The 24,242-nt window shown below is 63.2% G+C and carries 22 protein-coding genes; 13 read left to right on the top strand and 9 right to left on the bottom strand.

The features are described 5' to 3' along the window. Positions 1-131: 131 nt before the first annotated feature. The 5 genes from AC244_RS18885 to AC244_RS36570 all read right to left on the bottom strand — a co-directional run bounded on the left by AC244_RS18885 (position 132) and on the right by AC244_RS36570 (position 4,150). Entirely contained in the window at positions 132-1,049 is a 918-nt protein-coding gene (locus tag AC244_RS18885; protein WP_234716975.1) for a LysR family transcriptional regulator, read from the bottom strand. 24 nt (positions 1,050-1,073) lie between these two features. Beyond that, a complete protein-coding gene (locus AC244_RS18880) occupies positions 1,074-2,231 on the bottom strand; it encodes a M20 aminoacylase family protein (protein WP_053250375.1) in 1,158 nt (385 codons plus the stop codon). A gap of 64 nt (positions 2,232-2,295) precedes the next feature. Continuing rightward, on the bottom strand, positions 2,296-2,811 hold the full coding sequence (locus tag AC244_RS18875) for a hypothetical protein (RefSeq protein WP_053250352.1): 516 nt from the start codon (positions 2,809-2,811) through the stop codon (positions 2,296-2,298). Positions 2,812-2,828: 17 nt separating this feature from the next. Continuing rightward, the gene (locus AC244_RS18870; RefSeq protein ID WP_053250351.1) at positions 2,829-3,644 is read right to left on the bottom strand and encodes a DUF3100 domain-containing protein; all 816 of its coding nucleotides are present in this window, start codon (positions 3,642-3,644) and stop codon (positions 2,829-2,831) included. Between the two features lie 47 nt (positions 3,645-3,691). After that, positions 3,692-4,150, bottom strand: a complete 459-nt coding sequence (locus AC244_RS36570) for a hypothetical protein (protein ID WP_152976014.1) — start codon at positions 4,148-4,150, stop codon at positions 3,692-3,694. Here AC244_RS36570 and AC244_RS18865 point away from each other — a divergent pair. The 6 genes from AC244_RS18865 to AC244_RS18840 all read left to right on the top strand — a co-directional run bounded on the left by AC244_RS18865 (position 4,107) and on the right by AC244_RS18840 (position 10,991). Then, positions 4,107-5,132, top strand: coding sequence for an ABC transporter substrate-binding protein (locus AC244_RS18865; RefSeq protein WP_053250350.1), 1,026 nt, complete (start codon positions 4,107-4,109; stop codon positions 5,130-5,132). The genes AC244_RS36570 and AC244_RS18865 overlap by 44 nt on opposite strands. Before the next feature lie 68 nt (positions 5,133-5,200). Continuing rightward, positions 5,201-6,706: a sugar ABC transporter ATP-binding protein gene (locus AC244_RS18860; RefSeq protein WP_053250349.1), complete on the top strand. Its 1,506-nt coding sequence runs from the start codon at positions 5,201-5,203 to the stop codon at positions 6,704-6,706. Continuing rightward, entirely contained in the window at positions 6,706-7,698 is a 993-nt protein-coding gene (locus tag AC244_RS18855; protein ID WP_053250348.1) for an ABC transporter permease, read from the top strand. Before AC244_RS18860 ends, AC244_RS18855 begins: the two co-directional genes overlap by 1 nt. After that, positions 7,695-8,651 (top strand): ABC transporter permease, encoded by a 957-nt coding sequence (locus AC244_RS18850; protein ID WP_053250347.1) that lies wholly within the window; start codon positions 7,695-7,697, stop codon positions 8,649-8,651. The genes AC244_RS18855 and AC244_RS18850 overlap by 4 nt, the downstream gene beginning before the upstream one ends. Continuing rightward, positions 8,648-9,670, top strand: a complete 1,023-nt coding sequence (locus tag AC244_RS18845) for a LacI family DNA-binding transcriptional regulator (protein WP_053250346.1) — start codon at positions 8,648-8,650, stop codon at positions 9,668-9,670. The genes AC244_RS18850 and AC244_RS18845 overlap by 4 nt, the downstream gene beginning before the upstream one ends. A gap of 76 nt (positions 9,671-9,746) precedes the next feature. After that, entirely contained in the window at positions 9,747-10,991 is a 1,245-nt protein-coding gene (locus tag AC244_RS18840; protein WP_053250345.1) for a Gfo/Idh/MocA family protein, read from the top strand. Positions 10,992-11,087: 96 nt separating this feature from the next. Here AC244_RS18840 and AC244_RS18835 read toward each other — a convergent pair whose 3' ends face one another. Then, complete coding sequence (locus AC244_RS18835; protein ID WP_053250374.1) at positions 11,088-11,552, bottom strand: pyridoxamine 5'-phosphate oxidase family protein; 465 nt, start codon at positions 11,550-11,552, stop codon at positions 11,088-11,090. 274 nt (positions 11,553-11,826) lie between these two features. Here AC244_RS18835 and AC244_RS18830 point away from each other — a divergent pair, with 274 nt between their 5' ends. Further along, entirely contained in the window at positions 11,827-13,302 is a 1,476-nt protein-coding gene (locus AC244_RS18830; RefSeq protein ID WP_234716974.1) for an SLC13 family permease, read from the top strand. Between the two features lie 170 nt (positions 13,303-13,472). Further along, on the top strand, positions 13,473-14,645 hold the full coding sequence (locus AC244_RS18825; protein WP_053250344.1) for a glycerate kinase: 1,173 nt from the start codon (positions 13,473-13,475) through the stop codon (positions 14,643-14,645). A gap of 144 nt (positions 14,646-14,789) precedes the next feature. On the opposite strand, the gene AC244_RS18820 is transcribed toward AC244_RS18825, so the two are convergent. Beyond that, positions 14,790-16,199, bottom strand: coding sequence for a S8 family serine peptidase (locus tag AC244_RS18820; protein ID WP_063934117.1), 1,410 nt, complete (start codon positions 16,197-16,199; stop codon positions 14,790-14,792). A 158-nt stretch (positions 16,200-16,357) separates the two neighbouring features. Between AC244_RS18820 and AC244_RS18815 the strand changes: the two genes are divergently transcribed. Together AC244_RS18815 and AC244_RS18810 are read left to right on the top strand one after the other, a co-directional pair. Beyond that, positions 16,358-16,900, top strand: a complete 543-nt coding sequence (locus tag AC244_RS18815) for an RNA polymerase sigma factor (protein WP_053250343.1) — start codon at positions 16,358-16,360, stop codon at positions 16,898-16,900. Then, positions 16,897-17,709, top strand: a complete 813-nt coding sequence (locus AC244_RS18810; RefSeq protein WP_053250342.1) for an anti-sigma factor family protein — start codon at positions 16,897-16,899, stop codon at positions 17,707-17,709. Before AC244_RS18815 ends, AC244_RS18810 begins: the two co-directional genes overlap by 4 nt. 3 nt (positions 17,710-17,712) lie before the next feature. On the opposite strand, the gene AC244_RS18805 is transcribed toward AC244_RS18810, so the two are convergent. Next, positions 17,713-18,207, bottom strand: a complete 495-nt coding sequence (locus AC244_RS18805) for an Lrp/AsnC family transcriptional regulator (RefSeq protein ID WP_053250341.1) — start codon at positions 18,205-18,207, stop codon at positions 17,713-17,715. Between the two features lie 104 nt (positions 18,208-18,311). On the opposite strand from AC244_RS18805, the gene AC244_RS18800 reads away from it, so the two are divergent. From AC244_RS18800 to AC244_RS18790, 3 genes are read left to right on the top strand one after another with little or no spacing between them, the layout of a single operon-like run. After that, positions 18,312-19,520, top strand: a complete 1,209-nt coding sequence (locus tag AC244_RS18800) for a diaminopropionate ammonia-lyase (RefSeq protein WP_053250340.1) — start codon at positions 18,312-18,314, stop codon at positions 19,518-19,520. Positions 19,521-19,525: 5 nt separating this feature from the next. Further along, on the top strand, positions 19,526-20,701 hold the full coding sequence (locus AC244_RS18795) for a M20 aminoacylase family protein (RefSeq protein ID WP_053250371.1): 1,176 nt from the start codon (positions 19,526-19,528) through the stop codon (positions 20,699-20,701). A gap of 44 nt (positions 20,702-20,745) precedes the next feature. Continuing rightward, positions 20,746-21,984, top strand: coding sequence for a Zn-dependent hydrolase (locus AC244_RS18790; protein WP_053250370.1), 1,239 nt, complete (start codon positions 20,746-20,748; stop codon positions 21,982-21,984). Positions 21,985-22,336: 352 nt separating this feature from the next. On the opposite strand, the gene thiC is transcribed toward AC244_RS18790, so the two are convergent. Further along, entirely contained in the window at positions 22,337-24,151 is a 1,815-nt protein-coding gene (thiC, locus tag AC244_RS18785; RefSeq protein ID WP_053250339.1) for a phosphomethylpyrimidine synthase ThiC, read from the bottom strand. Between the last annotated feature and the right edge of the window lie 91 nt (positions 24,152-24,242).

Raw genomic sequence — 24,242 nt, 5'->3', positions numbered from 1 at the left:
TGCGATATCCGCTCCCACTGCTCGTCCCGAAGGATCAGACGATCCAAAACACCCATGACTGCCTCCAAAAGACAGTCTTGAATCTGATTTGCTCACCCTTGGAAATCCCAAGAGTCCACACGACCTAAGCCTCAGGCTCTGAAGGACTGCATTTCCAGCGCGAGATGCTGGCTGAGTTTTTCCACCGACAGCGGCAGGCGGCGATGGGCCCGCACCATCAGATGGGCACTTGCCTCGCGCAGCAGCGGATCCTCAAGGTCGACCACCTGCATGACACCCCGGGCAACTTCGCCGGAGACGGCGGCCCGCGGCAGGAAGGTGACGCCGAGACCGGAGGCAACAAAACGGCGCAGCACTTCGATCGAGTGGGTTTCCAGCAACGGCGCCAGCGCCATGCCGGCATCGGCGGCGACGCGGGCGACGAGCTGGGTCACGCCATTGCCCTTGCCGAGCAGAGCGCAGGGCGAGGTCAGACAGTCCGCCAGTTTCAGATCGGTACGGTTGGAGAGGGCATGGTCGATCGGCACGATGACGCAGAGCGGCTGGCGGGCGATCGCCAGCGCCCGAATACGAGGGTCCGTCAGCGGCGTATAGGCGATGCCGATATCCGCATCGCTGTTGGCGATGGCATCGACCACGTCCTCGGTGCTGCCGAGTTCAACGATATAGCGGACATAGGAATGCGCCTTCGAGAATGACGACAGCCCTTGTTCGACAAGATCGGCCATAAAACCTTCGCCGCAGCGGATGCGGATGCGCGTCTGCTGCACGCCGCGGATCTGATCGAGCTGTTCGGCAAGCAGGCCGTTGTCTTCAAGGACGCGTTTGCCGTGTTCGAGAACGAGTTCGCCGGCATCCGTCAGCACGGTACCGCGTGCGGTGCGCTCGAATAGCGCAAGCCCGATCTCGCGTTCGGTGTCGGCGATCTGGCGGCTGACGACCGATGGCGCCAAGCCCATATGCTCAGCGGCGCCCCGGATCGATCCGATGCGGGCGACCGCCATAAAAATCTTGAGCGCTTTCGCGTCGAGCACGTCCATGGCGGTCATGGATGCGACGGAAACCGTTTGAGGTCAACGACCAAGAGACGTCGCGATCAGCCTTGTCCAGAGGTCAACGCCCTGGGGGATGATCGTGTCGTTGAAATCGTAGTGCGGCGAATGCAGGCCGGGGTTGGTGCCGTCGCGGCGTGCGCCGAGCCAGAGGTAGCAGCCGGGGCGTTCCTCCAGCATGAAGGCGAAATCTTCCGCGGCCATGCTGGGCGCGGCATCGACGACCGAAAGGGCATTGTTCTGCGCGGCGATCGAGCGAACGAAGGCCGCCGAGGTCGCATCGTTGATGGTGGCGGGGTAGCGATACTGATAGTCGAGGTCGGCGCTGCAGCCGAGGCCTTCGGCGACAGCGGAGACCAGCGTCCGCATGCGCTTTTCGAGAATTTCGCCGACTTCTCTAGCGAACCAGCGGGTCGTGCCGCGGATGACGGCATCCTGCGGGATGACGTTCCAGGCATCGCCGCCGTGGATCTGGGTCACGGAGACCACGGCTGCATCGAGCGGCGAGACGTTGCGGCTGGCAATCGTCTGCAGCGCGGTAACGATCTGGGCTGCGGCAACCAAGGGGTCTGCGCCCTCATGCGGCATCGCGCCGTGGGCGCCCCTGCCGGTGACGCGAATTTCGAACACGCCGAAGGCGGCCATCATCGCATCGTCGCGGGCAACGCAGGTGCCGACGTCGAGCGCCGGCCAGTTGTGCAGCGCATAGACGGCGTCGGCCGGAAAATCACGGAAGAGACCGTCGGCGACCATGGCGCGCGCGCCGCCTTCTGCTTCCTCCGCCGGCTGGAAGATGAAATGGACCGTGCCGTCGAAATCGATCTCCGAGGCCTGTCGCGCCGCCGCAAGCAGCATCGAGACGTGGCCGTCATGGCCGCAGGCATGCATCTTGCCTGATGTTTTCGACGGATAGGCAACACCGCTCGCCTCGACGATCGGCAGCGCGTCCATGTCGGCGCGGATAGCGATCGTCCGGGGCGAGGTGCCGCGCGAGAGCGTGCCAATGAGGCCGGTGCCGCCGTAGCCCCCTTTGACGGGGATGCCCCACTCAGTGAGCTTGCCGGCGATGAACGCGGAGGTCTCCCGTTCCTCGAAGGCGAGCTCCGGATGCGCGTGCAGATGATGGCGCCAGGCGATCGTTTCCGCGATGCGGTCGGGGCTGATGTCGTGGCGACTCATCTCATTCATCCTGTATCTGCAAGGGGCGACCGGCCGCAAAAGGCGGCCGGCCCCGAGTTCTATCCTACTGACCGAGCCTCAGGAACAGATCGGCGACGACGACGGAGCCCATATAGGTTCCGATCATCACGCAGATCGCCACGATCACGATCTTCCAGCCCGAGCGGCGGGCGATCGCAAATTCGCTGGCGGTCAGTGCAAGGCCGCCATAGGCGAGCGCCGGCGTGGCGAGCGCCAGGAAGTTCAAATGTTCGACCTGTTCGCTGACCCAGGCAGCGCCGGGCACGCCGGGGATGGTGATCAGGATCGCGATCAGCGAGACCCAGGCGACGCTTGGCAGATAGAAAGGCACGAAGCGTGCAAAGCCAAGGCCGATGATGCAGGCGACATAGAGCACTGCCATGCCGGGCAGGGCCACGAGTGGCGATGTTCCCGTTCCGACCCAGTTGGCGATGAGGCCGATCGCGCAGGCAATCAGCAGCAGTCCGCAGTGGCGGACGAGATCGATCTTGCGCTCGTCTTCCGCATGCAGCGGCAGGTCGTCGGCAAGATTGGCGGTGGTGTTGGTTTGGTTGGCCATTGTTCCTGTCTCCCCGATCAGGCTGTTTTGCGTTCGGACGGGCGGGCTTTGTTGTAAAGCCATTCCGTCAGCGGCAGGGCGACGAACATGCCGACATAAAGGCCTGTCGCGTAGGTCAGGATGTTGCTGGCTGCGGCCAGCGCCAGGATGATGTCCTTCTGGTCCGGGACGACGGCGACGAGACCGCCGGTGCAGGCGGCAAGCATCGAGCCGGAGCCGACGCCGCAGGACATGGCGAGCGCGCGCACGTCAAAAATGCCGAGACCATGGACGAGCGGCGGCATGATGGCGAAGACGAAGGTGCCGATCAGCGTGCCGGTGGCATAGACGCCCATGGCGCCAGCGCCTTCCGGCGAGTTGAGGCCGTATTTGTCGGCGATCAGCGCGAGGTTGGGCTCGCGGTCGATCGAGTAGGTGGCGCCGACGGCTTCGCGGCCCATCTTCAGGAGGAACACGGCAACCGGAAAGGCGATGAGGATTGTGCCGAGATTGCCGATTTCCTGCAGCACGAGCGCCGGTCCGGCCTCGATGATCTTGGAGATCTGTGGTCCGACTGTTGTGCCGAATTTGGCGATGAACGGCATGATCGCAACGGTGATCATGGCGCCGGACAGCTTGACCGCATCCTTGGAAAGGAACTTGGCGCTCGCCTTGAAAATGGCGGGATTGAGCAGGATGCCGAGTGCGAAGGCGTAAAGGATCGGCAGGAAGATCACGGTGCCGAGGCCGATCGACAGGCGTTGGATGCCGATCAGCTCGCAGACGATAACGATTGCGAGCACAAGGATGTGCAGATAGAGCCCGCCTGTGGCGGCTCCGGGTTTTCCGGTCATGATGTTCTCCTCTGGTTGGGGACCAGTTGTTGTTCTTTGCCCAGATTTCACACTATGGGGTGAGGGCAAATTTCGGCTAGCCGGTCGGCGAGCAACGAAGTGTTGCCGTTCCAGCAACAGCCGCCGAGCTGAAGACGGCTTTTGCAAAGCCGCTCGTCGCGTTTTGTCATTTCATCGTCACAGTCCTGCTTCGGCCGAGTGCGGATGCGAATCGAGCTTTCGCTTGCCCCCGCTTTTGCATGTGTCGCCCCGATGGCCAAGGGCACATCCGACCAAGTCGGGACGAGCGATAGGGAAAGCGCCAGCTTTCCCCAGTAATCCGGCCGATCGGTCCGGCCAAATCCGGTCTTTCGCAGATTCACGGCGGAAATCGAAAAAACCACCAAAAATCGCTGAAAATCACCATTGAAATCGATTACATTTTCTGGCTTGATGGTCCTCGCAAGATTTTGGGAGGATCTTATGAAGAAGCTTATCGCCGTAGCACTCGGTACCGTCGCATCCATTGCCATCTCCGCTTCGCTCGCCAATGCCGAGACCTTCAAGATTGGTCTGTCCAATGGTTGGGTCGGCAGCGAGTGGCGCACGCAGATGATCGATGAGGCCAAGGCGGCTGCGGAAAAATGGAAGGAAAAGGGCGTCGACGTCGAAGTCTCCGTCCAGAGCGCCAATGTGGATGTGCCCGGGCAGATCGCCCATGTGCGCAACTTCATTGCCGAAGGCGTGAACGCCATCATCGTCAACCCCAACAGCCCGACCGCTTTCGACCCGATCTTCGCGCAGGCGAAGGAAGCCGGCATTCTGGTGATCGCGACAGATGCCGAAGTCTCGTCGCCGGATGCGACCTATGTCGGCATCGACCAGACGGCCTGGGGTGCAGCTGGTGCCAAGTGGCTTGCCGAGACGCTCGGCGGCAAGGGCAAGGTCGTTGCCATCAACGGCGTCGCGGGCCATCCGGCCAACGAGATGCGGGTCGCCGGCTACAAGAGCGTCTTCAAGGACTATCCGGATATCCAGGTGGTCAACGAAGTCAACGCCAACTGGGATCAGGCGCAGGGCCAGCAGGCCATGCAGAACATCCTGGCGACGTATCCTGACGTCAACGGCGTCGTCGTGCAGGACGGCATGGCTGCGGGCGCCTGGAAGTCGATCATGGACGCCGGCAAGGCCAGCCAGATCGCTGCAACCGGCGAAATCCGCAAGGACTTCATCGACCTCTGGAGCAAGGACAAGCTGAACTCCGGCGCGACCGTCAATCCACCCGGCGTCATGGCAAGCGCGCTCAATGTCGCTGTCCTCATGCTGCAGGGCAAGGAACTGAAAGAGCCGGCAACGGCTGGCCAGTACAAGAACGCCATGTACCTGCCGATCCCGTTCATCGACTCCAAGAACCTGGCGGACGCCGCCAAGCAGGTTGACGGCAAGCCGGGCTACTACTCCTACACCAGCGCTCTTTCGATCGAAGACGCCGAAGCGCTCTTCAAGTAAGCGCTTAAGGCCGGGCGGATCCCCTGATCCGCCCGGCGCCCCGGACTCGATCACACGGACGACACCCCATGTCGAAACTTAAGATGAACGGCGTAAGCAAGGCTTACGGCGCCACCTTGGCCTTGCGCCGCGGCGATCTCGAGATCGCAGCCGGCGAAGTTCATGTGCTCATGGGCTCAAACGGCTCGGGCAAGAGCACATTGTGCAAGATCATTGCCGGCAGCGTGCGGCCCGATGGAGGCGAAATCCTCATCGACGGCCGGACGGCTACGATAACAGGGCCGCAATCGGCGCGAGCGCAGGGTATCGGCATCTTCTACCAGGAACTCAGCCTTGCCGGGCATCGCTCGGTCGAGGAGAACATCTGCCTTGCCATGCTACCGGTGAGAGCCGGAATGTTCATCGATCGTGCCGCCCTGAAGGCGCGCGCCGCGCGTTACATCGATCTCTTCGCCGGCGTTTCCGGCGACGGATTTGCGGCCGAGACGCTCGTCGGCAATCTGCGCGCCGATCAGCGGCAGCTTGTCGAGATCATGAAGGCGCTCGCCAGCGAAGCCCCGATCTTGATCTTTGACGAACCGACCTCGGCGCTCGATCGGGCACAGGTCGATCGTTTCTTCGATATCCTGCGCGGGCTGAAGAGCGACGGCCGCGGCATTATTTTCATTTCGCACCGCATGGACGAGATCACCGCGATCGGCGACCGGGTGACGATCATCCGCGATGGCGAGACGATCAAGACGCTCAACCTGAACGAGACCGATCCTGGCGCGGTCATCCGGCTGATGGTAGGCGGCGCTGGCGACATGCCGGCCTCGCGGTCGTCCGCGCCTGCCGTGGCGAGCTTTTCCACCGGTGCCGCCATGACCGTCGACAAGCTTTCCGGTGCCGGTTTCCGCAATGTCAGCTTCGAGGTCGCCAAGGGCGAGATCCTCGGTCTCGGCGGCCTACACGGCCAGGGGCAATCGGCGGTGTTGCGTGCAATCTTCGGCGCAGGTGCCATAACATCTGGCGGGATCCGCATCGGTGGCGATCATTTCGACGCCAAGAGCCCGCGCGACGCCATCCGGCGCGGCTGCGCCTATGTCTCGGGCGACCGCGGTCGCGACGGTGTCATTGCCGGCAGGCCGATCATAGAAAATGTGACGCCCATCCACTACCTGCGCGATCGGCTGATGATTGCGCATCCGTCAAGCCTTAGGGAAAAGGCGATGCCGGCGCTCGCAGCCATGCACACGAAGTTCGCGAGCCTCCTGCATCCAATCAACTCGCTTTCCGGCGGCAACCAGCAAAAGGTGATCATCGCCCGCTGGCTGATCGATCGGCCGGATGTGCTGTTGCTGGACGATCCCACCAAGGGCATCGACCTGTCGGCCAAGGCCGATCTCTTCGCCCTCATTCGCCAGCTTGCGGCAGACGGGCTCGGTATTCTGCTCTACTCCTCGGAGGACGCCGAGTTGCTCGGGAATGCCAACCGTATCCTCGTCTTCAACGGCGGGTCAGTGACGCGCGAGCTCATCGGCGAAGATCGCACCCGCTACAATCTCTACCAGGCTGCATACGAGGCCGCGTGATGACACCGACCACGACAGAAACTCTACGTTCCCGAGCAGGCGGGCTGAAGCTGTGGCTTGAACGTTATCCGTTCCTGCCGGCGCTGATCATCGTCGTCGCACTTCTGGCGCTGAACGGCGCGTTCTCGCCCAACAGCCTGAGTTATCGCTCGCTGACCGGATTGCTCAGCACCTACATGGCGCTGATCATGCTGGCGATCGCCCAGACCTATGTCGTCTCGGCCGGAGATATCGACCTTTCGGCCGGTGCGACGCTGTCGCTCGTCAATGTCGCGATTGTCGTCTTGATGGAGAAATGGGGCGGCGGCGCCGGCGCCGTTGTCGGCGCCATGCTATCAGGCATTCTGCTTGGGCTCATCTGCGGGGTTATCAACGGCATCGTCGTCGCAACGCTCAGATTGCAGGCTATTGTCGCCACTTTCGCCACCAGCATCTTCTTCACCGGCATTGCGCTCTATGTCATGCCCGTGGCCGGCACACCGGCACCGGCACTCTTCTGGCGCACCTATGGCGGCCGGTTGCTCGGCCTTCCCTTTGTCTTCTATGTTCTTGCGGCACTCGCCCTTCTGCTCTTCCTTTTGTCGCGCACTCGCCTCGTCACCCAGCTTCTGGCCGTCGGCGACGACCAGCAGGCGGCCTACCAGACCGGCCTTCCCGTCGTCCTGGTCCGCGTCAAGGGCTATGCGCTTTGTGGCCTCTTTTCAGCGCTCGCGGCTTTCTGCCTGACCGGCGACACCGCCAGCGGAGATCCGCTCGTCGGCGGCAAGATGACGCTCTACAGCGTTGCGGCTGTCGTCCTCGGGGGCAGCGCGCTTGCGGGCGGCTGGACGACCGTCGTCGGCTCGCTGCTCGGGGCGCTGACGATCGGTCTCGTCAATTCGCTCGTCTTCTTCATGGGCACGCCATCGGAGTGGCAGAACTTCGTGCAGGGCCTTGCCATCCTTCTCGTCTTGATGGCAGGCGTGCTTGCCGGCCGGAGGGCACGCGCATGAACGTCGCCATTTCCTTCCTCAAGAAGCCGCTGGTCATCGCGCTGCTTTTGATCGTTGCTCTGCTCTATCTCGGCGAAAGCCTGTCGCCGGGCTTTGCCTCGGCCGACCAGATCCTGCGCCTGCTGATCGTTGCCTCGCTGCTCGGCATTGTCGCAGCCGGCCAGAATGTCGTCATTCTGGGCGGCCGCGAAGGCATCGATCTTTCCGTTGGCGGCGTCGTTTCCCTTTCGGCGATCATCGCCGGCAACGTCATGAACGGCGCTGACGGCGGCATTCTGCCGGCAATTCTTGCCTGCCTGGCTGCCGGTGCCTTCTTCGGCCTCCTGAACGGGCTTGGCGTTACATTGCTGCGCATCCCGCCGCTGGTGATGACGCTCGGCATGCTCGGCGTGCTCCAGGGTCTGCTCGTCGTCATCCGCAACGGCATTCCCTCCGGGCGTGCAGCGCCGGGCCTTTCCGCCTTCGTCACCCAGCCGCTGGTGCTCGGTATTCCCGGCATCATCTGGCTCTGGATCGCCATCGGCCTGTTCATGGCCTTCATGCTCAACCGCACCGTCTTCGGCCACCGCATTTATGCGATCGGTTCCAACGAGCATGCGGCCTATATGGCCGGCGTGCCGGTCCGCCGCATGCGCATCGGGCTGTTCATGATCTCCGGCATGTTTGCGGCGATCGCCGGCCTTTGCCTGCTTGGTTATTCCGGCTCGTCCTTCGCCAATGTCGGCGAGCAATACATGCTCTCCTCGATCATCGCCGTCGTCTTCGGCGGAACGTCGCTTGCCGGCGGCAAGGGCGGCTATACCGGCACCATGGCTGGCGCGCTGCTGCTGGTGATCCTTCAGGGCATCCTGACCACAGTCAACATCGACGAATCCGGCCGCCAGATGGTGTTCGGCGCGACGCTGCTGCTGCTGATGCTGTTCTATGGACGGGGCAGGGCGATGCGGGCATGAGCGAGCGACCAAAAATCAAGGATATCGCCGAGCGCGCCGGCGTTTCGGTCGCAACCGTGTCGCGGGCGCTGAGCGATTCCGGCCTGGTGACGGCCGAAACGCGCCAGCGCATCCATGCCCTTGCCCGCGAACTCAACTACCGGCCGAACGTCAGCGCTCGCAATCTGCGCACCCGCAAGTCGATGTCGGTGCTGCTGGTGGTGCGTGACGTCGGTAACCCGTTCTATCTCGACATTCTCAAGGGTGTCGAAGCGACGGCACGCGAGGCCGGCTATTCCGTTCTGATGGGCAACACGGAGAATGATCCGGATCGCGAGACGGAATATTTCAATATGCTGCGCGACGGCCATGCCGACGGCATGATCCTGATGACCGGCAAGCTGCCGCCTGCGGGGCATGATGGCGGCGTCGACCTGTCACATCTGCCCGTTGTCGTCGCACTGGAAATGATCGAGGCCGCGGGGCTGCCGCATGTGCAGGTCGACAACCTTGCTGCCGCGAAGACCGCAGTCGAGCATCTGATCGCGCTTGGCCACCGCAAGATCGCCCATATCACCGGGCCGCTGCCCGAGGTCATGGCCGTTCACCGTCGAGACGGTTATCGCGCCGCCATGCACGATGCCGGCCTTGCGATCCCGGACGGCTACGAGGTCCGTGGCGACTACCTGCTTGAAACCGGCCAGCTCTGCTGCGGCGAGTTGTTTGCCCTGCCCGAACCGCCGACCGCGCTTTTTGCCGCGAACGACGAAATGGCCTACGGCGCTATTCACGAGTTGCGCCGCCTCGGTCGTGACGTGCCGGGCGACGTTTCCGTCATCGGTTTCGACGATCTCTATCTGAGCAAGGCTTTCTATCCGCCGCTGACGACAGTCAACCAACCGCGCGCCGATATCGGCCGAACCGCGATGTCGCTGTTGCTGCGCATCCTTTCCGGCGAGGAGGTGGCCCTTGCCGCGCCCATCGTGCTGCCGACGGCGTTGAGTATCCGGGCCAGCACCGCCTCGCCACGCCACTCATAAGTCGAGCATGATGTCGACCGAAAACCGCTTACACTTTTCGGCATCATGCTCCAGCCGAAAAACCTGGGAGAAGAGTATGACACAGCTACCGAAGCAGACGCTGCGCGTCGGATTCGTTGGAACCGGCTTCATCGCCCATTTCCACCTGAAGTCGATGATCGGTGTTCGCAACGTCGAGGTGACTGGCGTCTTCAGCCGCAAGGCGGAAAACCGCGAGAAGTTTGCGGGCGAAGTGGAAGCGCTCGGGCTCGGCTCCTGCCGCACGCATGAGAGCCTGGAAGCGCTGCTGTCGGCCGATGACGTCGACGCGATCTGGATCCTGTCGCCGAACTATACGCGCCTCGACGTCATGCGCTCGCTGCACGGGGCGATCAAGGCCGGCCGCAGCAAGGTGTTCGCGGTCGCCTGCGAAAAGCCCTTGGCGCGCACAGTGGCGGAAGCCCGCGAGATGCTGACGCTGGCCGAGGACGCCGGTCTCAACCACGGCTATCTCGAAAACCAGGTGTTCTGCACCCCCGTCCTGCGCGGCAAGGAAATCATCTGGCGCCGTGCCGTCTCCACCACCGGCAGGCCCTATCTCGCACGCGCGGCGGAGGAGCATTCCGGCCCGCACGAGCCCTGGTTCTGGCAGGGCGACAAGCAGGGCGGCGGCGTTCTCTCCGACATGATGTGCCATAGCGTCGAGGTGGCGCGCTACCTGCTGACCGCGCCCGGCGCGCCGCGCAATTCACTGAAGATCAAGGCCGTCAACGGCACCGTCGCCAACCTGAAATGGACGCGTCCCAACTATGCCGAACAGTTGCGCAAGCGCTTCGGCAATGACGTGGACTATCGCAACCGCCCTTCGGAGGATTTTGCGCGCGCGACGGTGACGCTCGAGGATCAGGACGGCAACGAACTGATGATCGAGGCGACCACCTCCTGGGCCTATGTCGGCGCCGGCCTGCGCATCCAGCTCGAATTGCTCGGCCCGGAATATGCGCTCGAATACAATTCGCTGAGCACGGGCCTCAAGATCTTCATGTCCCGCGAAGTCACGGGTTCGGAAGGCGAGGACCTGGTCGAAAAGCAGAATGCCGAGCAAGGGCTGATGCCGGTGCTCGAGGACGAAGCGGGTGTCTACGGCTATACCGACGAGAACCGCCACATGGTCGAGTGCTTCCGCAAGGGGCAAAAGCCGCTCGAAACCTTCGAGGACGGCCTTGCCGTGGTCGAAATGCTGATGGCGCTCTATCGCTCGGCCGAGATCAACGCCACCTTGCAGTTCCCGGCACCGGAACTCGAACATTACGTGCCCGTCGTCGCACGCAAGGGCGCGTAACAGGGCACGCCGGAGATCGGTGGGAGAGCGGCAAAGCCGGCTCCCGCCACCCGCTCCATGGCGAGCCGGCCTTTCGCCATGGTTCCAAACGCATCACTACGAGGTTGCTGCAGGTTCCGGGCCCGCCGCGCGGCCGGTCATCTCATCGATCTCGATCGCATAGAAAAGATGAGGTGAGGAACCGGCAATGCTCTGCTCCGCTGGCTTCAGGCCGCCCGGCTCCCACCAGTTGATCCGCTTCTCCAGAAGCGACCACGCCTGAAGGCGCTCATGATGCGTCTGGCTTGTGTCGGGCAGCTCCCTGTAGCTGCCGTAGATGACGACGCTTTTCCAGCTTTCCCTGTCGGCGAATTCGTCGACCTGAACACAGACTTTGGCGTTCTCGCGCATCCAGTCGATCTTTTGTCCGGGCATCGAAAAACCGTACAGCCGGTTGGTGGCAAAGGCGTATTGAATGGGGACGATATAGGGCTGGCCGTCTCTGGCGCAGGCAAGCCGGCCGATATGGCTCGCGGAGACGAGGGTGATGCATTCCGGCCGCGTCATTTCCCTGACCAACATGATCCCGTTCCTCTCAACGATGAACTCGACGAGCACCGTCGCAGTTTTGATCAGCCTCTGCCTTGATATGGCTCAAGCTTTGCGCATTGCCAGCCGCAGCCTTTTTCGGGCCGCGATCACGGGCGACCGGTGTCGGCAAATTCGGCGCTTTCGAACCGTCGTCGGGAATAAACCGCGACGGTTGCCGTTATGCCCCCATCGAGAAAACAGAACGACTGGATGACGCCGGCGACATTGGCGGCGAACCGGTCGAGAAGAAGCAAAGGACTGGGTCATGACGAGCAGCGTTCGAGCAATTGCATCGGGGAGGGACATCGTCATCTCCGCAAACGAAGCGGGCGATTTCGGCGGTCAGATGCCGGTCCATCAGGTCCGGCTTTTGACCGGGTCGATGTTGCTCGTCTTCGCGGCGATCCTAATCTTTCTTGCAGCCGATGGGCTGACCACGCCGATGCGCCTGGCACTGATGGTGTTTGCGACAGCGCTTGTCTGCTGGACGATCTTCGACCTTCCGGAAACGCCGGTGGCGCTTGCCGGAGCACTGGCCCTCGGCGCCACGGGCACAGTCAGCGAAGAGGCTGTATTCGCTGCGCTCGGCAACGATATCGTCTGGCTGATGATCGCCGCCTTCATCATTGCCTCGGTGCTGCAGGCATCCGGGCTGGTGGAGCGTCTCACCTTCCGGCTGCTGGCGCCGTTCGAGCGCGTCAGCAGCCTTTTCTGGGCGTTGACTCTGACGATCTTTGCGACCGCCTTCATCATCCCCTCCACATCCGCGCGGGCGGCAATCTTCATGCCGGTCTTTCTGGGGTTGACGGCCGCCATCGGCCGGCCGGGCGTGACACGGGCGCTTGCCTTGCTTTTCCCAACGGTGATCCTGCTTTCGGCCGCCGCCTCGATGACCGGCGCCGGCGCACATATGGTGGCGGTCGATTTCATCCGCCGCAACGGCGGCCACGCGCCCGATTTCCTCGACTGGGCGCTGCTTTCGGCACCGTTCGGATTGGTCACAAGCCTGATCGCCTGCGGCCTCATCCTGCGGTTCTTTCTCGGGGCGCAGGATCGCGCCGCCGTTTTCGAGCCAGGCTCGCCGGTTGAAAGACAGCCTCTTCTTGCGCAGGAGCGCACGTTGCTGGCGGTGACGGCGCTCATCGTTCTGGCGCTTGCGACGTCAGGTCTTCATGGCATTGCCTTGCCCTTCGTTGCCTTGATCGGCGCTCTGGTCATGGCCTCGAAGAAGGTCTCGGGGTTGCCCTTTGGCAAAGCGCTGAAGACCGTCGAGTGGAACCTGCTCTTGTTTCTCGCCGGCACACTCGTCATCGGTGAGGCGCTGATGAGTACCGGCACGGCCGCCCTGCTCGCCGACCGTGCCATCGGCCTGCTCAGCCTCGTCGGCAAGCCGCCGGCATGGCTGGTGATCTTGTTCACGGTGATCCTAGCCACATCAGCGCACATAGTCGTCGCCTCCCGGACGGCGCGGGCAACGGTGCTGATCCCGGCGCTCGCCCTGCCGCTTGCAGGGCTCGGCGCCGATCCGGCCGTTCTCATCATGGCTGCCACCTTGGGTAGCGGTTTTTGCCAGACGTTGATGGTTTCGGCCAAGCCGGTGGCACTGTTCGGCGGCATGGAACCGCCCGCCTTCACGCCCTCGGACCTGATGCGTCTCGCCGCGATGCTGCTTATTCCTTTCATCGGGATCCTGACGCTTGTTGCCGTCTTCATCTGGCCGCTGATGGGACTTGGCGATTGATGTAAATATCGGAAAATACATGTCTTTGCGAGGTCGGAGCCCATCAGCTCCGGCCTTTCGTTTTTTCTGCATCGACGGTGAAATAGTTTGGCATCCGGCGGAATAAAGTCTCTGAGCGACCGTTTCTCCCTTGCATCCGCATTGTCACAAAAGCGTTAGGAGACTGTCACATGACACTGACCATTCTGGTTGCACCGTCTGGTTTCAAGGAAAGTCTGTCGGCGGAAGAAGCGGCCGATTGCATCGAGAAGGGCGTGCTGCGCGCTTGCCCGCAGGCAAAGGTTCTGAAAGTGCCCATGGTCGATGGCGGCGAAGGCTTCACCAAGGCTCTGGTCGCAGTCACCGGCGGCACCCTGCATGAATGCGTCGTGACCGGGCCGCTCGGCTTACCGGTCCTGTCGCATTTCGGATTTCTCGGTGGTCAGGATGAGCCGGTCGCCATCATCGAAATGGCGGCCGCCGCCGGCCTCAGGCTGGTGCCACGCGATCGGCGCAACCCCCGCATCACCACAAGCTACGGCGTCGGCGAACTGGTCCGGGCAGCACTCGACGCCGGCGCGCGCCGCATCCTGCTCGGCTGCGGCGACAGCGGTATCAATGACGGCGGCGCCGGCATGGCGCAGGCGCTGGGTATCGCGCTGCTCGATAAGGACGGCCGGCCGCTGCCGCCCGGCGGCGGCGCGCTCGGCCAATTGGCTCGCATCGATCTCTCGTCCCGCGATCCGCGCCTGGCCGACGTTCGCATCGATGCGGCCGTCAACTGGCACAACGTCCTTCTCGGCGAACGCGGCGTTGCCCGGGTCTTTGGCCCGCAGAAGGGCGCAACGCCCGAGCAGGTTGAACTGCTGGCCCATGCCATGGAGACCTATGCCGAGGCGATCCACCGAGCGACCGGCATCGACGTCGGTAGCGCGCCGGGCGCCGGCGCCTCGGGTGGGCTGGGTGCCGCCGTCCTCGGCCTGCTCGGCGGCAAGCTGCACCCGCGCTACGACATCGTCATGCAGTATCTCGATCTCGACAGCATGATCGCCAGGGCCGATCTGGTCATTACGGCGGAAGGCAGCCTCGATGGCCAGACGCCCTTCGGCAAGGTGCCGGCCGAGGTCGGCCATCGCGCCAAGGAGGCAGGGCGTCCAGTGATCGCCTTGGCCGGCACGATCGGCAAAGGCGTCACCTTGAACTTCGAGCATGGCATCGATGCCTTCGCCTCGATCCTGAAGGCGCCTTGCAGCCTTGACGATGCCATCAGCGCCGCGCCGAAACTGCTGGTGCGCGCCGCGGAAGATGCCGTTCGCATGGTGCGGGTCGGCATGCTGCTCACCGAGCGGGGTCTTGCCGCCTGACGAAAGCCTGGCCTGACGGCTCCGGCGGAAAGGAGGTGCGTTAGTCGACACCTTCTTTCCGCCGGAGCTTTTTTCAATGTGCCGTGCGACAAGCGACCAGGCGTTTATCGTGTTCGGTGCGCGGGCGTCGAAAAGGCCCGGCGGTTACTGGCGGCCGAGTTCGCGAGCGGTCAAGATACCCCAGCCGAAAACCGGGTCCTTGCCGGGCGCGCCGACATCCTCAGTCGTTTGCGCCACGAGCTTGCCGATCTCGTCGGCCGAAAGCGAAGGGTTCGATGCCCTCAGAATGGCAACGGCTGCCGTGACGAACGGGGCGGCAAACGATGTGCCCGTGCGCGGCCGGCCGCCGTCGACTGAGGCGGCGGTCCAGACGCCGGTGCCGAGGGCGGCAACGTCGATGTGATCGCCCTGGGCCGCGCGGCGATAGGGGCGGAAGTTTCGGTCGACGGCGGTGACGGCAATCAGCGCCGGGTAGGCGGCGGGATAGACGGGCTTTGCCCTGGGGCCGTCATTGCCGGCGGCCGCCACCTGCAGGATGTCACGTTCCGCGACCAGTCCGACGGTCTTTTCAAGCAACTGGTTATGCGGGCCGGAGAGGCTCATGTTGATCACCGTCACCCCGCGGGACGCCAGAAGATCGATCGCCCTGACCAGATCGTAGGTCTCGGCGACCTCCGCATCGCCCCTTGTCTTTTGGAAGGCGTCAACTGCGATCAATCGCGCACCGCGCAGCAGGCCCGGCGCGCGGCTGTCCTGGCGGCCGACGATGAGCGCTGCAACGGCGGTGCCGTGCTGACGTCCGGACTCCGGCGCTTCGTTGGCCGCCAGACGGACGATGTCGAGATCGACTCCTTGAAGTGCTGGATGAGCGGGATTGATCGCGGTGTCGATCAGCCCGATCGGGCCGGCTGCGGTGCAGGCTTTCCCGGCATCGGGCTCCGGCCAGCCGATGGCCGTGCGCACGAGCGCGCAACGTCCTTCGCCGCACGGCGTCGGCTGAGTGGCACCTTCGTTCGGCTCGAAGTAATGGTTGAGATCGGCAACGGCGCCCGGCGAGGCAGCCGCCACCTCCTGGCGTGCGGCCTCGAGCGTCATCCCCGCCGGTATCGAAAGCTTGACGATCTGCGAGCCGGTAAGCCCAACAGACTGACGCGCCCGCGTCGTAAAGCCTCTTTCGCCGAGGCGCTGGATCGCCGCGTCGTCGAGCCCAAGCGCGATGATTTCGCCCGGTACATGCGTCGGTTTGCGGACAGGTGGAGGGCGTCGGGCAGTTCGTTTTTCCGGCGCGCCTCGGAAGAGGTCGAGCAAATTGCCGCCACCGCGCCAGACGCTGCCGGAGCCTCGATCGGACGAGCGGCCCGAAGACGAACTGCCGCCGCCACCTCCGTCGTCATCATCACCGGTGCCATCGTCATCGTCGGCATGGGCTGGTGCGACGAAGGCAAAGAGAGCGGTGGTCGTGGAGCCAACCATGCCGGCTGGCACGAGGTCGCCATTGGCGACAGCCAGGCCGCAGATCGATGCGGCGGTCAATCGAAGCAGGCGTTTCTTCAAGGCTGTCTCCTTGTCCCAACCGCGCTGAGTGGGGTCAGCTTACCGTGAAAGGCAGGCTCAGCGGTGGTGACTTTTGCGTGTGCTTCACATATCGCTCAACGGATGAATGGACAAATTATTCCCCCGCGTGCACGCCGAAGCGCCGGAAGGAAGGTGAAATGACCGATCCGGACATCGCCTTCGGCGAGCGCCTCGTCGCCTTTTTGCCGAACCTGCGCCGCTTTGCCATCTCGCTTTGCCGCTCCCGCGATCTTGCCGACGACCTCGTGCAGGCGGCTTGCGAAAAGGCGCTTACGGGTTCGGAGCGGTTCGAGGCGGGTACGCGTTTCGACGCCTGGATGTTCCGCATTTTGCGCAACCTTTGGATAGACCAGCTTCGCCGCCAGAAGACGGCAGGTCCGACCGAGGAGATCGAAGCGCAGCCCGAGCTTGCCGTTCCGTCCGGCGAGGCGGGCTCCGAGGCGCGCATGACGCTGAAGAGTGTTGCCGCCGCTATCGACGATCTCGTGCTTGAACAGCGCGAGGTGTTGCTGCTGACATGCGTGGAGGATCTTTCCTACAAGGAGGCGGCCGATGTACTCGGCATTCCGATCGGCACGGTGATGAGCAGGCTTGCGCGCGCCCGCAAGAATCTTGCTGAGGCGGCTGGAATAGAGCCGGCGGCCGCGCGTTCACCGGATATGAGAGGCGGGGCGAGATGAGCGACATGGTATTCACCGACGAAATCCTGATGGCGTTTGCCGACGGCGAACTCGATGACGAGACGACGCGCCTCGTCGAGGCGGCGCTTGAGACGGACGACGAGCTGATGGCGCGCGTTGCCATGTTCATGGAAACGCGGGCTGCCTCGAGCGAGGCCCTGAAGCCACTAATAGACGAGCCGGTTCCGGACCAACTGGTAGAGAAAGTCCGCGCGATGGCCGCCGGTGCGGCAGCGCGACGCGGCGACAGCCAGACGGTTGCCGAGGCCGATGACAGTGCCAGCGCGGATAATGTTGTCGCCTTTCGCCGCCCCGAGCCTGCGGCTCAGTCGCCGCGTCGCCCGTCGCAGCTGATGATGGCGCTTGCTGCCTCGCTTCTTATCGTCGTCGGTGGCGTCGGAGGGTATTTGGTTGGCGGGGCGGGCCAGGCGGATGTCGGGAACCCGCAGGTCGCAGGGCTGGTCGACCCGATCGTGTCGGGTATTCTCGACCAGCGCGCCTCGGGCGAGGAAATCGCGATCGGCGAGGGAGAGGCCAAGGTTCGGTTGGTGTCGACGTTCCAGGCGGGCGGACAGCAGATTTGCCGCGAATATGAAATGAAGCGGCCGGATCAACCGGATTTCGTGTCGGTGGCTTGCCGGAACGCCGGAGGCTGGCAGACGCAACTGGCTATCGTGATGCCGGAAAGCGGCGAAGGTTTTGCGCCGACCTCGTCGGTTGAAACCGTCGATGCCTATCTGACATCGATCGGTGCCGGCGCGCCGCTGGAGGCAGAAGCTGAGAAGAAGGCGCTGGCCGGTCAACAATAGCGTTCAGCGCGGCTTTTCGACCGGTACGGACAGGCCGACCTTGACGCGATCCATGGTCACGAAGGTCCTAAAGCGCCGGATGTTGGGGTTGCCGAAGAACATGCGCCGGGTGAAGGCCTCGTAATCGCCCATCGTCGGCACGATCACGACGAGCATGAAATCCACATCGCCCGTGACGTAATAGCATTGCTGCACCTCGGGAGCGGCGGAAAACGCCGCCTTGGCGGCGTCGAGCAGGTCGATCTGTTCGCTTTCCACCTCCACTTCGACAAGGATGGTCAGGGCCTGGTTGACGCGAGCAGGGTCGATCACCGCCACGTTGTTGCGGATGACCCCGGTTTCTTCCATGCGCTTGATCCGCCGTTGCACCGCCGGAGCCGACAGATTGACGGCCTCGCCAATTTGACGCTGCGGTGTCGTGTTGTCCTTCTGCAGGATGGAGAGGATCGCCAGGTCGAAGCGGTCGAGCTCTGTCGGTGTATTCTTTGAAGCGGCCATAGTCTCCTCGTCATTGTTTACAAACTTGCATTCGAGATCGCCATTTAGAGCGCATTTCTCTCGTCCGGTGAAATATAACTTCATCGAACAGGGAGATTGCCCACATGCTCATTCGTAACCACCATGCCGATTTCGGATCGTCGCTGCTGCCGAAAGATGCCGAGATGCTTTCGCTTGCTGCGGCTGCCGAGGTCGAGCGTCAGCTTTCCCGCCGCGACGACCACCGGCCGACGCCGCTTCATTCCTTGCCGGCGCTTGCGGGCGAGCTTGGGGTCGGCGCGATCTTCGTCAAGGACGAGGGCCATCGGCTCGGGCTCGGCAGCTTCAAGGCGCTCGGCGGATCCTATGCGGTGATCCGGCTGGTGCTCGACGAGGCACGAAAGCAGACCGGCCTGGATGTCGATATCGACGATCTCACGCGCCCGGACGTTCGCACGGTTGCGCGCGAGATGACGTTCGGCTGCGCCACCGACGGCAATCACGGTCGGTCGGTGGCAATGGGGGCACAGCTTGTCGGTGCGAAGTCGGTGATTTTCGTGCATTCCGGCGTCAGCCAGAAACGCATAGAGGCGATCGCGCATTACGGCGCCGAAATCGTCCGGGTCGAAGGAACCTATGACGACTCGGTCGAGTTTGCGGCGAAGGTCTGCGCAGAGCGCGGTTGGACGGTCGTCTCGGACACGTCCTGGCCGGGATACGAATATATTCCCGGCTTGGTCATGCAGGGCTATACGGCACTCCTGTGCGAGGCCTTGCGGGAGATCGGCGCGCCGCCGACCCATGTCTTTGTCCAGGCCGGCGTCGGCGGCATCGCCGCGGCAACTGCTGGCCATATGGCGCTGCGCTACGGCCGGGACCGGCCACGCTTCGTCGTCGTCGAGCCGGCCCGGGCCGCCTGCCTGCTCGAAACAGCAAAGGCCGGGCGACCGGTGAAAGTGGCACATGGCGAGCCGACCGTCATGGCGATGCTCGAATGTTACGAGCCTTCGCTTGTCGCCTGGCGCATCCTGTCGCGTGTTGCCGACGCCTTCATGACCGTCGATGAGGAGGACGCCGTTTCGATCATGAATCGCCTTGCCCGCCCGACGGGCGGCGATCCGGCAATCATTGCGGGCGAAAGCGGCGGTGTCGGTCTGGCAGGCCTTGTCACAGTCGCCGGAGATCCGAACAAGTGTGCTGCCCTTGGCCTTGATGCCAATTCGCGGATCCTGGTGATCAATACGGAGGGCGCCACGGATACTGAACGCTACGAAGAACTGGTTGGCATCGCACCTGCGCAAGTCGCCGGGGCTTTGAACGCGGAAAGGGTGTGATGCGGATGGCAAGCACGGATGTCGACAAGCTTGTGGCGGAGATGAGGGCGTGGCGTCACGATCTGCATGCCCATCCGGAATTCGGCTTTGAAGAGAAACGAACGGCGGCTTTTGTTGCCGCCAAGCTGCGGGAGTTCGGCCTGGATGACGTCACCGAAAATGTCGGTGGCACCGGGGTGGTCGGCACGCTGCGGCGTGGAACGGGAAACCGCGCAATAGCGCTGCGGGCCGATATGGACGCCTTGCGCATTGCGGAGCAGGGTACGGCTTCCTATTGCTCAACCCAGCCCGGCACGATGCACGCCTGCGGCCATGACGGTCATACGGCGATGTTGCTCGGTGCGGCGAAGCTGCTGGCCGAGGAGGGCGGTTTCGATGGGACGGTGCGCTTCGTTTTTCAGCCTGCTGAAGAATGGGGCAAAGGTGCGCTTGCCATGCTCGACGACGGTCTGATGGCTCGCTTTCCCTTCGACGAGATCTACGGCCTGCACAACATGCCGGGCCTGCCGGTCGGAAAATTTGAGACACGTGCGGGCGCCATCATGTCGGCTGAGGACAATTTCGAGATCACGCTCAAAGGCGTCGGCGGTCATGCCGCGCGACCCCATTCCGGTAACGAGACGCTGGTTGCTGCCTGCGCGACGGTGGTCAATCTCCAGACCATCGTTTCCCGAAGGCTCTCGCCTGCCGATATCGCCGTTGTGTCCGTGACCGAATTGATCACAGACGGCACGCGCAACGCTTTGCCCGGGCTGGCGCGCATTCTCGGCGATGCACGCAGCTTTCGACTCGAGGTGAGTGCCAAGATCGAGCAGCAGATGCGCACCATCGCCAAGGGTACGGCGGATGCCTATGGCTGCGAGGTCGAGGTGAACTACACGCGCGAGTTCGTGCCGTTGCTCAATGATCCGGCTCTCGTCGATCAGGCGTTTGCCGCAGCCGGTGTGGTGTTCGGAACGGAGAATGTTGCAATCGCCGCCGAGCCGATGACCGGCTCAGAGGATTTTGCGCGGTTTCTCGCGCATGTGCCGGGTTGCTTCGTCTTTATCGGCAACGGCAGGGATTCCGCGCCGCTGCACAATCCGCACTACGACTTCAATGATGATGCCTTGATCCTCGGCGCTCGCTTCCACGCCGAAATCACCCGGCAACGACTGGCCGCACCGGATGCCGGGTTATGACTGTCGTAATGCCCAATATCAGCACTGTCGAAGGCGACACCGTCATGTCTCATCATTCCATCAATGCCGAGCGTCTGCTTGCGCACATCCGCGAACTCGGCGCGATCGGGCGCGACGATCGGGGCCAGTTGACACGGCTGGCGGCGTCCGACACCGAAAAGCTGGGGCGGGACAGTCTGGTGGGCTGGATCGAGGCGGCGGGGCTGGATGTCGCTGTCGACCGCATCGGCAACATTTTTGGCATCTGGTCCAATCAGGATAACGCCGAGCAACTACCGCTTATGCTCGGTTCCCATATCGACACGGTGATCAATGCCGGCATCTACGATGGTTGCTACGGCGTGCTTGCCGGGCTTGAAGTCATCGAGACCCTGAAGGAGCAGGGGTTTATATCGGAACGCCCGATCGTTGTGGCCGCCTTTACCAACGAAGAGGGCGTCCGCTACGCACCCGATATGCTGGGGTCGCTGGTCCATGTCGGAGGCCTTGCGGTTGAGGCGGCCCTTGCGACCCTCGGAACCGATGGCACGACGCTCGGATCGGAGCTCGCACGCATCGGCTACGCCGGCAGCGTCGAACCCGGCTCCCTGAAACCCCATGCCTATGTCGAACTGCACATCGAGCAGGGGCCGGTGTTGGAACGCGAGGCGACAACGATCGGCGCCGTCGAAAACCTGCAGGGCATCTCCTGGCAGCGCGTCACGATCGACGGCGTGGCGAATCATGCCGGCACGACGCCGATGGCGATGCGTTGCGACGCCGGCCTGGCGGCCGCCCGTGTCGGGCTGTTCTTGCGTGAACACATCTTGCGTTCGAACGCGCCGAGCGTTGCGACGATCGGGACCATGCGCTTCGAGCCGGATGCGATCAACGTCATTCCTTCGCGCGCGGTCTTTACCGTCGACCTGCGCGACCCGGACGAGGATCGCCTGCAGGCGCTTGAAAGCGCGCTTTCCGACTTTCTCCGCCACCTTGAGCAGGAGGAGCATGTGAACGTATCTGTTGAGCGTCTCGCCCGGTTCGAGCCGGTCATCTTCGACAGCGCGATCGTCGAGGCGATCGAAGTTTCGGCGAGTGCCCGCGGGTTGAAAAGCCGGCGGATGACCTCCGGTGCCGGCCACGACGCCCAGATGATCGCCCGCATCGCGCCGGCGGCGATGATCTTCGTGCCGAGCCGTGACGGGATCAGCCACAATCCGCGCGAACATACGAACCTGGCAGATCTTGTCGCCGGCGCCAATATCCTGCTCGACGTGGTCGAGCGGATCGCTGGTAGCCGTTAGAGAGGCGCGCCTCTTCTCTTGGTCATCCTCGGGCTTGACCCGAGGATCCAGCTGCCACCTCTGTGGTAGCCTCGTGTCGAAAAGCGGCGGACCTTCAGATGTGGATGCTCGGGTCAGGCCCGAGCATGACGGGAATTGGAGGCTTCGGTTTGAACAGAACCGCAATCCGATGGCAGTCGGAAGGGGCTGTGAGCGATCAGTTGGATTAATGAACGAGCTGACGAAGCCGTGCCATCCTCCCCTCCGTCAAGCCCGAGCATGACGGAAAGATGGAGCCATCCGTGTAAACAGCACCGCAGCCTGCTGGCAGGCAGAAGGGCCATCACCGGCCCTTCTGCCGCGGTCGCTATCCTCAGGCCTCAGTGCCGCCGACCGGCAGATAGAGATCACCGCCGTCGCGATATTTGGCTGCCATCGCCTGCAGCCCTTCCTTCTGCGCCTCCGCGCGGATGTCGTGCGAGATCCGCATCGAGCAGAATTTCGGGCCGCACATCGAGCAGAAATGCGCGACCTTGTGGGCCTCCTTCGGCAAGGTCTCGTCGTGGAAGGAGCGTGCCGTCTCCGGGTCGAGCGACAGGTTGAACTGGTCCTCCCAGCGGAACTCGAAGCGGGCCCGCGACAAGGCGTCGTCGCGGGTGCGGGCTGCGGGATGCCCCTTGGCGAGGTCGGCGGCATGCGCTGCGATCTTGTAGGTGATGACCCCGGTCTTGACGTCGTTGCGATCGGGCAGGCCCAGATGCTCCTTGGGCGTCACGTAGCAGAGCATGGCCGTGCCGAACCAGCCGATCATCGCAGCACCGATGCCCGAGGTGATGTGGTCGTAGCCGGGTGCGATGTCGGTCGTCAGGGGCCCAAGCGTATAGAAGGGTGCCTCGCCGCAGACGGCGAGCTGCTTGTCCATGTTTTCCTTGATCTTGTGCATCGGCACGTGGCCCGGCCCCTCGATCATCACCTGGCAATCCTTGGCCCAGGCGATCTTCGTCAACTCGCCCAGCGTTTCCAGTTCGGCAAATTGGGCGGCGTCGTTGGCATCGGCGATCGAGCCCGGGCGCAGGCCGTCGCCGAGCGAAAACGACACGTCGTAGGCACGGCAGATATCGCAGATCTCTTCGAAGTGCTCGTAGAGAAAGCTCTCCTTGTGATGGTGCAGGCACCACTTGGCCATGATCGAGCCGCCGCGCGAGACGATGCCCGTGACCCGGTCGACGGTCAGCGGGATATAGTGAAGCCTGACACCGGCATGGATTGTGAAGTAGTCGACGCCCTGTTCCGCCTGCTCGATCAGCGTGTCGCGATAGACCTCCCAGGTCAGGTCCTCGGCGATGCCGTTGACCTTTTCGAGCGCCTGGTAGAGCGGTACGGTGCCGATCGGCACCGGCGAATTGCGGATGATCCATTCGCGGATGTTGTGGATGTTGCGCCCCGTCGACAGGTCCATCACCGTATCGGCGCCCCAGCGGGTGGCCCAGACCATCTTTTCCACTTCCTCGGCCATTGATGAGGTGACGGCGGAGTTGCCGATATTGGCATTGATCTTCACCAGGAAGTTCCGGCCGATGATCATCGGTTCGGATTCCGGGTGGTTGATGTTGGCGGGCAGGACGGCGCGACCGCTAGCAATCTCCTGGCGGACGAATTCGGGCGTGACGTGATCGGGAAGATGGGCGCCGAAGCTTTCGCCGTCGCGCTGCGTGGCGCGGGTGGCGTCGCGGCCGAGGTTTTCGCGGATGGCGACGAACTCCATCTCGGGCGTGATGATGCCGGCACGCGCATAGGCAAGCTGCGTCACGGCGCGCTGGCCGGTGGCACGCAAGGGCGCATGACGGAAGGGAAAGGTTGGCGTCAGCCGGTCTCCGGAGGCAAAGCCGTTGTCTTCCGGCCGGACGATGCGCCCGTCATAGGCTTCGACATCGCCACGCGCGATGATCCAGTTGCGGCGTGGCCGCGGCAGTCCATCTTCGATGCGGATGTTGATATCTTCCACGGTGTAGGGCCCCGAGGCGTCGTAGACGGTGACCGGCGGCTCGCCCGACGTTGGATGCAGGGCGATCTCGCGCATCGGCACGCGGATATCAGGATGGATCGTGCCTGGTTTGTAGACTTTCTTCGAGGCGGGAAGCGGGCCTTTGGTGACCGAGAGGTCTGCGGGTTTGGTGACAATATTCATGATGAGGCTCCAAGTTTGCGGTTGGAGACCCAGTTCTGAAGCCGGAAGGAAAAGATACCGCCGCCGGAAATTCCGCGCGATTGACGGAATC

It is taken from the genome of Ensifer adhaerens (assembly GCF_001270265.1).
Classification (GTDB): domain Bacteria; phylum Pseudomonadota; class Alphaproteobacteria; order Rhizobiales; family Rhizobiaceae; genus Ensifer; species Ensifer adhaerens_B.
Note: the sequence above shows the minus strand (reverse complement) of the source record. Positions and strands in the feature narration are given on the sequence as shown.